Source organism: Gordonia namibiensis NBRC 108229 (assembly GCF_000298235.1).
GTDB lineage: Bacteria > Actinomycetota > Actinomycetes > Mycobacteriales > Mycobacteriaceae > Gordonia > Gordonia namibiensis.
Genome location: NZ_BAHE01000024.1, coordinates 87,599 through 95,361, shown reverse-complemented (window position 1 = coordinate 95,361; position 7,763 = coordinate 87,599). Strand labels below are relative to the sequence as shown.

Annotated in this window: 8 protein-coding genes; 1 reads left to right on the top strand and 7 read right to left on the bottom strand. The window is 66.5% G+C overall.

Annotated features, from left to right (window positions below; all coding sequences use genetic code 11):
* Positions 1-53: 53 nt before the first annotated feature.
* The 3 genes from GONAM_RS14490 to GONAM_RS14480 all read right to left on the bottom strand — a co-directional run bounded on the left by GONAM_RS14490 (position 54) and on the right by GONAM_RS14480 (position 2,503).
* Positions 54-806: a DUF4352 domain-containing protein gene (locus GONAM_RS14490; RefSeq protein WP_040536542.1), complete on the bottom strand. Its 753-nt coding sequence runs from the start codon at positions 804-806 to the stop codon at positions 54-56.
* Positions 807-984: 178 nt separating this feature from the next.
* Entirely contained in the window at positions 985-1,422 is a 438-nt protein-coding gene (locus GONAM_RS14485; protein WP_006867504.1) for an Ltp family lipoprotein, read from the bottom strand.
* 151 nt (positions 1,423-1,573) lie between these two features.
* Complete coding sequence (locus GONAM_RS14480) at positions 1,574-2,503, bottom strand: type IV toxin-antitoxin system AbiEi family antitoxin domain-containing protein (protein ID WP_006867503.1); 930 nt, start codon at positions 2,501-2,503, stop codon at positions 1,574-1,576.
* Positions 2,504-2,604: 101 nt separating this feature from the next.
* Between GONAM_RS14480 and GONAM_RS14475 the strand changes: the two genes are divergently transcribed.
* Positions 2,605-3,123, top strand: coding sequence for an SRPBCC family protein (locus tag GONAM_RS14475; protein WP_040536540.1), 519 nt, complete (start codon positions 2,605-2,607; stop codon positions 3,121-3,123).
* A gap of 12 nt (positions 3,124-3,135) precedes the next feature.
* On the opposite strand, the gene GONAM_RS14470 is transcribed toward GONAM_RS14475, so the two are convergent.
* The 4 genes from GONAM_RS14470 to GONAM_RS14455 form a co-directional block, all read right to left on the bottom strand.
* The gene (locus GONAM_RS14470; protein ID WP_006867501.1) at positions 3,136-3,894 is read right to left on the bottom strand and encodes a hypothetical protein; all 759 of its coding nucleotides are present in this window, start codon (positions 3,892-3,894) and stop codon (positions 3,136-3,138) included.
* 78 nt (positions 3,895-3,972) lie between these two features.
* A complete protein-coding gene (gene ilvA, locus GONAM_RS14465; RefSeq protein ID WP_006867500.1) occupies positions 3,973-5,175 on the bottom strand; it encodes a threonine ammonia-lyase in 1,203 nt (400 codons plus the stop codon).
* Between the two features lie 5 nt (positions 5,176-5,180).
* Positions 5,181-6,353 carry a cystathionine gamma-synthase gene (locus GONAM_RS14460; RefSeq protein WP_006867499.1) on the bottom strand — a complete coding sequence of 391 codons (1,173 nt, stop codon included), beginning with the start codon at positions 6,351-6,353 and terminating at the stop codon, positions 5,181-5,183.
* Positions 6,354-6,365: 12 nt separating this feature from the next.
* Entirely contained in the window at positions 6,366-7,760 is a 1,395-nt protein-coding gene (locus GONAM_RS14455; RefSeq protein WP_006867498.1) for a cystathionine beta-synthase, read from the bottom strand.
* Between the last annotated feature and the right edge of the window lie 3 nt (positions 7,761-7,763).

Below are 7,763 nucleotides of genomic sequence, written 5' to 3'. Positions count from 1 at the left end.
TCGGGGTGGTGGGATTGTCCATTTGTGGTGGGTTTCTCAGTCGGGTTGCCCGATCAGCCCAGATTCACCTTCACGCCGTCGGAGAACATCGAGTCGTGAAGCTCGATGCTGGCCGGCTTGGCGTCGGTGGGCATGTCGTAGACAACCTTGACCTCGACGGTGTTACCCGGGTTGATGTTGTCCCAGACAGGGATGTCGCCCGCGCCCAGCGAGATCTGCGCCGAGGTGTCGGGCTCGAAGCTGCGGCCTTCGGTGTCGAAGAGCTTCTGGTCGCTGGGCGAGAAGCTCTTCGGCTCCTTGCTGGTGTTGCTCACCGTCATGGTGACGATCACGAACTGGCCCTGTGCTTCCTCGGTGAGGAACTGGTTGTCGCCGACCGACGACAGCCCTGCCTCGACGTTCTTCACGACGAACTCGAACTTGCCGTCGCGCACCGGCGTGTTGAGCCCGGCGGCCTGCTCGTCGGTCTTCTCGTCGCCGTTGTCGGTACCCGATCCGGCCTGATCGCCGGAGTTCGAGCCGCCCGACGATGCAGTGTTGTCGGACGAATCGTCCCCACCGCCGGACACTGCCGCGATGATCACGATGAGCACGACCAGGATACCCACGATCCACGGCCACTTCTTTTTCTTCTTCGGCGGCTGGATCGGCGCCTGGTACGCCGGCGGAGCGCCGTACGGCCCGGGGGCGTACTGGGGCTGCTGCCCGTAAGGCTGTCCGGGCGGGGGCTGCTGCCCGTACGGCTGTCCGGGCTGGGGCTGTCCCGGGTAGGGCTGGCCGGGCTGAGGATTCTGGGGGTCGGTCATCATGTTCCTTCTTCACTGCGGTCCCGGGAAGCGGGCCGCTCAAATGTCATTCTGCACAACAGGTCTGACGCTTCCGACGTGTCGTTTACCGAGACGAATCGAGCGCTGAATCGCGACGATCACAGTCATTCCCGAGACATTTCGGTAACGGCGGAGGCGCAAGACCAGATACTTCTGGCTAGCTGTGGTCGGCCCCGTACACGGCCTGTTCGTGGGTGAAACCCTCGAACTCCAGCTGCTCGATCAACCCCTGTCGAGAGAACGGCGAGTACTCGCGGTACTGCCGGGCCGACTTTGCTGCCTGTACATACCAATCCACCTCGCCATCAGCCTCGAGTTGATCGACGGCGGCGGACGAGTCCGAGTATGAGAAGCCCTCGAACTCGAGTTGGCCGATCAGCCCCGACTTCGAGAAACTGCTGTACGCGAGGTAGTCCCTCGCCATGGCGACTGCGTTCGACTTCTCCGACACGAGCTTGATCATGGGAGCCTGCACGCTCGGTGACGCCTGCGAGGAGACGCTCGCGCCGACGCCGGCCACGCCCCCGATCATCATCACGAATGCCGCCAGGACGCCTGCCGCCCACGGCCATCTCTTCGTCTGGGGGTTGCTCATCGTTCTTTCCTCTCTGCTCACGGTTCTGGGAAGCGGAACCGCGTCTGAGAGCAAGGTGTCACGGAGGTATGACAAAAACGTTGGCGCACAGTGTCATCCGATCGGATGATTCCGGTCCGGACCGGCAATCAAGTCGACTTCGTTTCGCCGGTCAGGCGGCCGCGAGCATGTCCAGCCACGGAGCGAGCACACCGACCAGCTCCCGGCGTTCGAGCGTCGCCCACGTCCAGCGGACCACCATGATCCCCTGCGCGCGTAGGGCATCCTCGCGTCGCTTCTCGCGGATGAGCGCGTCGCGGGCGGTCTCTCCCGGACGCAACAGACGTCCATACTTCTGCAGCCCGTCGAACTCGCCGACAAGCTTTCCCTCCCAATCGAAATCGGCACGCGCAGGTCCATCGCTCGTCTGAAATGTGTGCTGCAGACGGGGAATCGGCAACCCGGCCGCGATCATCTGGGCCCGACTCCACGATTCACCGACGCTCTCCGACGCGGCGTCGGCAAGTGAAAGCGCCCGACGCGCTGTACCCACACCGCGCCATCGGCCGCGTGATTCGAGGATGGTTTTCATCCGTTCCACGTCTGCTTTGAGTGCGAGAGCGCGGTCGAACACGACGAGAGCTCGTTCGAAGTCACCGGCCATCGCGACATCGACGGCGGTGCGTTCGAGAGTGGTGACCGGAACTCCGTCGACGTCGGCGATGTCTTCGGGTGACAACGGGCCGGCGTGGACGATGCGGTGGCCGCGCACGAAACCACCGCGCTTTCGTGTCTTCGTGAGATGGACGAGGTCGCGCTCCGGATGGAGCTGTGACAGTCCGAGTACGGCTGCCGCCGAGTCATGACTGAGCGTCGACGTGTCTCCGTCGCGCGCCGAGGTGGCGACGGCGATCGACTTCAGGCGGTACAGCTCGTCCTCGGCAGTGTCGGATTCGGGTACCGGCACGACACAGACGCCCGGCGCAAGCCGGACGAGTTCACCTCGCCGGAGCGCACGTGCGACGACGTCGTCGGATATGCCGAGACTGAGCGTGGTTTCGCGTCGGATGAGTCCGTGTCGGTCGGTCGGGAAAAGAGTCATATGTCTTGGACGCAGCACAGCCGCAATCGGTTCACTCGTATTCGCCGGTCCCGTCGCGGAAGCGCCTGTGTGACCGACTGGTCGATGCTTGAATGGGCCGCATGGGACGTTCCTACTCGCTGGAGACCTTCGACCTCGACTTCTTCGACGACGCGCCCGTGCGCCACGTGATCGACGTTCGGCTGCCGGTCACCCCGCAGCGCGCGTGGGCGGAGTTCACCCGCCAGAACACCCTGGACTGGTGCCGCGCGATCAAGAAGATCGAGTTCACCTCTCCCCCGCCCTACGGTGCCGGGGCGACACGGAAGGCGGTGCTCGGCCCGGGCTACGTGACGCTTGAGGAAGACTTCTTCCACTGGGCCGAGGAGCCCGAAGCGGGCAGGTACCACAACGCATTCCGGGTCAAGAGCGCCAACGTCCCCGGTATCCGACGGTTCGGCGAGGCAACTCAGATCGATCCCGCCGACGTCGGCTGCCGCCTACGGTGGACCTTCGCATTGGAACTGCCCACCAAGTCGAAGGCAGTCACCGCGTTCTCCGGTCCGGCGTCGTCGACGGTGTACAAGTCGATCGAAGCGGACACGCTCAAGCACTTCGCGCATCTGCCACCGGCGACCTAGGCCCACACGGGTTCACGCGGCGAAGACGGCCCGGGTCTGCTCGTCCAGCACTTCCAGGTGAAGGGGTACCGACTCGTCGATTCCGACCTCGTCGTGCAGTGCGGCCACCAAGCGGACCGGAACCGAATCAACCTTCGGCGCAATACCTATCGGCGCCAACAGCATGACGTCGACCTCGGCCTCGACCACCGATGGACGACGCCGGGTCGAGGCATGGTCGCGGCGGAGACCCCGGTCCCTGGTCAGAATGTGGATGACCATCCCGTCGAGCTTCTTGTCGGGCAACTCTTGGAAGATCACGTCGACGTGGTGCCAGTAGAGCCCGTCAATCGACACATCGAGCACCCGTCCGGTAATGGTGTCGTCGAGACGATGACGTCCGGCCGATGTCTCGAAGAGCACCAAGCCCGCTTCGTTCCGCTCCACACATTCGAGAATGTCCCAGAGGTCCCCGGCATCGTAGGACTCGCCGGCTCCCGTCAACACCGGTACCGCTGACCTCTCGATCCACGTCAGAGGCAGGTTCGGCAGTGTCCGCACGGCATACTCCCCTGCATCCCGTGTCGTCTCCAATCGCGGCTTCGCCTTCGCCAACCGTGCCCGACGCGCATGGTGCTCCCCGCAGACCGGTCCGTTGAGCGACTCGAGTTCTTCGAGCAGCGTCTCGCAGGTACGCCGAAGCCATCGCCAGCTCTCGTGCAGATCCTGCCGGATCCGCTCCGCATGCTCAGGTCCCCAGGCCGACTCGGTTGAGTGTGAACGTCTTCCCATGCACGGCAAGGTATGTGCGTACCGACGCCCGACGACCAGATGACTGCACAGGTGACCGCTCCATCCACAACCCGACGGTCAACCCGCCCGTAGAAATCCAGCCTCACTCAGTGCTCGGCGCACGTCCTGCTGGTGGTCGGGCCCGCGGGTCTCCACGCTGACCGTCACCTGTACCTCGCCGAGGTACAGGTCGTCGGCGACGCGTGAGTGCACGATGTCGATGACGCTCGCGCCGAGATCGCGGAGCAGTTCGAGTAGTGCGAGGAGTCCGCCCGGGCGGTCGGAGACGGTGGCGGTGAACGTCAGGAACCGGCCCGCGGCGGTGAGGCCGTGGGTGGTGACGTGGCGCAGAAGCAAGGGGTCGATGTTGCCGCCGGACAACACGACGCAGACCTTCCCCGACAGGTCGAGGGTGCCGCCGACCGCCGCGGCAACGCCTGCGGCACCGGCGGGTTCGACGACCATCTTCGCCCGCTCGAGCATCAGCAGGAGCGCCGTGCTCAGCTCTTCCTCGCTGACCGTGACGACCTCGTCGACGTACTCGGTGACGTGCGCGAACGGAACGTCACCCGGCCGGGCCACGGCAATGCCGTCGGCCATGGTGTTCATCGACGCCGCGGGAACCGGACGTGTCGCCGCCAGAGACGTCGGCCAGGCCGCGGCCTGCGCCGCTTGCACACCGATCACTCGGACGTCCGGCCTCGACGCCTGTACTGCCGCGGCGACTCCGGCGAGCAGACCGCCGCCGCCGAGTGGTACGACGATCGTCGTGACGTCGGGCATCTGCTCGAGGATCTCGATCCCGACCGTCGCCTGGCCGGCGACGATGTCGAGGTGGTCGAACGGATGGATCAGCACGGCCCCGGTCTGATCCGCGTACCGCTGGGCCTCGACGAGCGCGTCGTCCACCGTCTCGCCGGCCAGAACCACTTCGGCGCCATAGGCTTTCGTCGCCGCGATCTTGGGCAACGACGCACCTGTCGGCATGTACACGCGTGCGGTGAGGCCCAGCTCGGTCGCCGACCAGGCGACACCTTGCGCGTGGTTGCCCGCGCTCGCCGCGACGACGCCGCGGACGCGCTCCTCGGCGGTCAGTCGAGAGATCCGCAGATATGCACCGCGGGGCTTGAACGAGCCGGTCCGCTGCAGGTTCTCGCACTTGAGCCAGACGTCGGCCCCGCTCCGCTCGGACAGCACGCGGGATGCCACCATCGGCGTCCGGCGGACGACACCGGACAGCTCGGTGGTCGCCTTCTCGATGTCGGCCGGGGTCAGCAGCATGGCGCTCAGCGCAGCGCGTTCTCCAGGTCACCCAGGATGTCGTCGATGTCCTCGATACCCACCGACAGTCGGACCAGGTTGGCGGGGACCTCCAGCAGCGAACCGGCCGTCGACGCGTGGGTCATCGCGCCGGGATGTTCGATCAGCGACTCGATGCCGCCCAGCGATTCGGCGAGCGTGAAGACCTCGGTGCGGGCGCAGAAGGCCTTGGCCTCTTCGATGCCACCCTTGACCAGGACCGACACCATGCCGCCGAAGCGCTTCATCTGCTTCGCCGCGACCTCGTGACCCGGGTGGTTCTCGAGTCCCGGGTACAGGACGGCCTCGATCTTGTCGTGCGAGTTCAGGAACTCGACGACCTTCTCGGCGTTGTCGCAGTGGCGGTCCATGCGGACGGCGAGCGTCTTGGTGCCGCGCATCGTCAGGTAGCCGTCGAACGGTCCGGGAACCGCGCCCGCGCCGTTCTGCAGGAAGGCGAAGGCCTCGTCGAGTTCTTCGCTGTCGGTGACCAGCGCACCGCCGACGACGTCGGAGTGGCCGCCGAGGTACTTGGTGGTCGAGTGCAGCACGACGTCGGCGCCGAGCGTCAGCGGCTGCTGCAGGTAAGGCGAGGCAAAGGTGTTGTCCACCACGAGCTTCGCACCGGCCTCGTGCGCGATGGAGGCGATCGTCTCGATGTCGCCGACGTTGAGCAGCGGGTTGGTGGGCGTCTCGGTCCAGACGAGCTTGGTCTCCGGACGGATGGCGTCACGCACCGCGGCGACGTCGGACACCGGCGCCACCGAGTAGGTGATGCCCCACTGGGTGAACACCTTGTCGATGAGACGGAAGGTGCCGCCGTAGGCGTCGTTGGGGATCACCAGGTGGTCGCCCGGACGCAGCGTCGAACGCAGCAGACAGTCGGTGGCCGCCATGCCGGAGGCGAAGGCGCGACCGTAGGTTCCGTGCTCGAGTGCGGCGAGATTGGCCTCCAGCGCGCGTCGCGTCGGGTTGCCGGTGCGCGCGTACTCGAAGCCGTCGCGCAGTCCGCCGACGCCGTCCTGGGCGAAGGTCGAGCTGGCGTAGATCGGCACGTTCACCGCACCGGTCTGGGGATCCGGGTCGTATCCGGCATGGATGGCGCGGGTCGAGAAACCCTGCCAGCGAACCGAATCCGCGGCGCTGCGTCGTTCACTCACAGTGTGGTGCTCCTATCCGACGATGGGGTGGCTCGAGACGAACGCGAGCAGGTCGTGGCGCGTGATGACGCCGATGGGCTTGCCGTCCTGGACGACCATCAGGGCATCGCTGTCGCCGAGGGCCTTGGTGGCGGCACTGACCGGCTCACCGGAACCGATGAGCGGGAACGGATCTCCCATGTGGGCCGAGACGGGATCGGCCAGGCTGGCGCGACCCTCGAAGACCGCGCTGAGCAGATCGCGCTCGGTGACCGCACCCGCGACCTCGCCGGCCATGACCGGCGGTTCGGCGCCGACGACCGGCATCTGGGACACCCCGTATTCACGGAGGATCTCGATGGCGTCGCGCAGCGTCTCCTGCGGGTGGGTGTGGACGAGGTCGGGCAGGGCGCCGGTCTTGCCGCGCAGCACGTCGCCGACCAGCGACTCCTTGGTGTTGGCGTCCAACGGCGTGCGGAGGAAGCCGTAGCTGCTCATCCACTCGTCGTTGAAGATCTTGGCCATGTAACCGCGTCCACCGTCCGGGAGGAGCACGACGACGACGGCGTCGGGTCCCTCACGCTCGGCGACCTGGAGGGCGGCCACCACGGCCATACCGCAGGAACCGCCGACGAGAAGACCTTCCTCGCGGGCGAGGCGGCGCGTCATGTCGAACGAGTCGGCGTCGGAGACGGCGATGATCTCGTCCGGGATGTCCGGGTCGTAGGCGGCCGGCCAGAAGTCCTCGCCGACACCCTCGACGAGGTACGGGCGTCCGGTTCCGCCGGAGTAGACCGAACCCTCGGGGTCGACGCCGACGACCTTCACCGCACCGTTGGAGACCTCCTTGAGGTAACGCCCGGTGCCGGTGATGGTGCCGCCGGTTCCGACGCCGGCGACGAAGTGGGTGACCTTGCCGTCGGTGTCGGCCCAGATCTCCGGACCGGTGGTCTCGTAGTGGCTCTGCGGGCCGGCAGGGTTGGCGTACTGGTTGGGCTTCCACCCACCCTCGATCTCGCGCACCAGGCGGTCGGACACGCTGTAGTAGCTGTCCGGGTGCTCCGGCGGCACGGCGGTCGGGCACACGACGACCTCGGCCCCGTAGGCGCGCAGCACGTTGCGCTTGTCCTCGCCGACCTTGTCGGGGCAGACGAACACGCACTTGTAACCGCGCTGCTGCGCGACGAGCGCGAGACCGACGCCGGTATTGCCGGACGTCGGTTCGATGATGGTGCCGCCGGGCTTGAGTTCGCCGGAGGCCTCCGCGGCGTCGATCATCCGAACCGCGATGCGGTCCTTGCTGCTCCCGCCGGGATTGAGGTATTCCACCTTGGCCGCGACCAGCCCGGATCCGGGCGCGGTGACGGAGTTCAGCTTGACCAGAGGGGTGTTGCCCACCAGGTCCACAACGTGATTGGCGATGCGCATGCC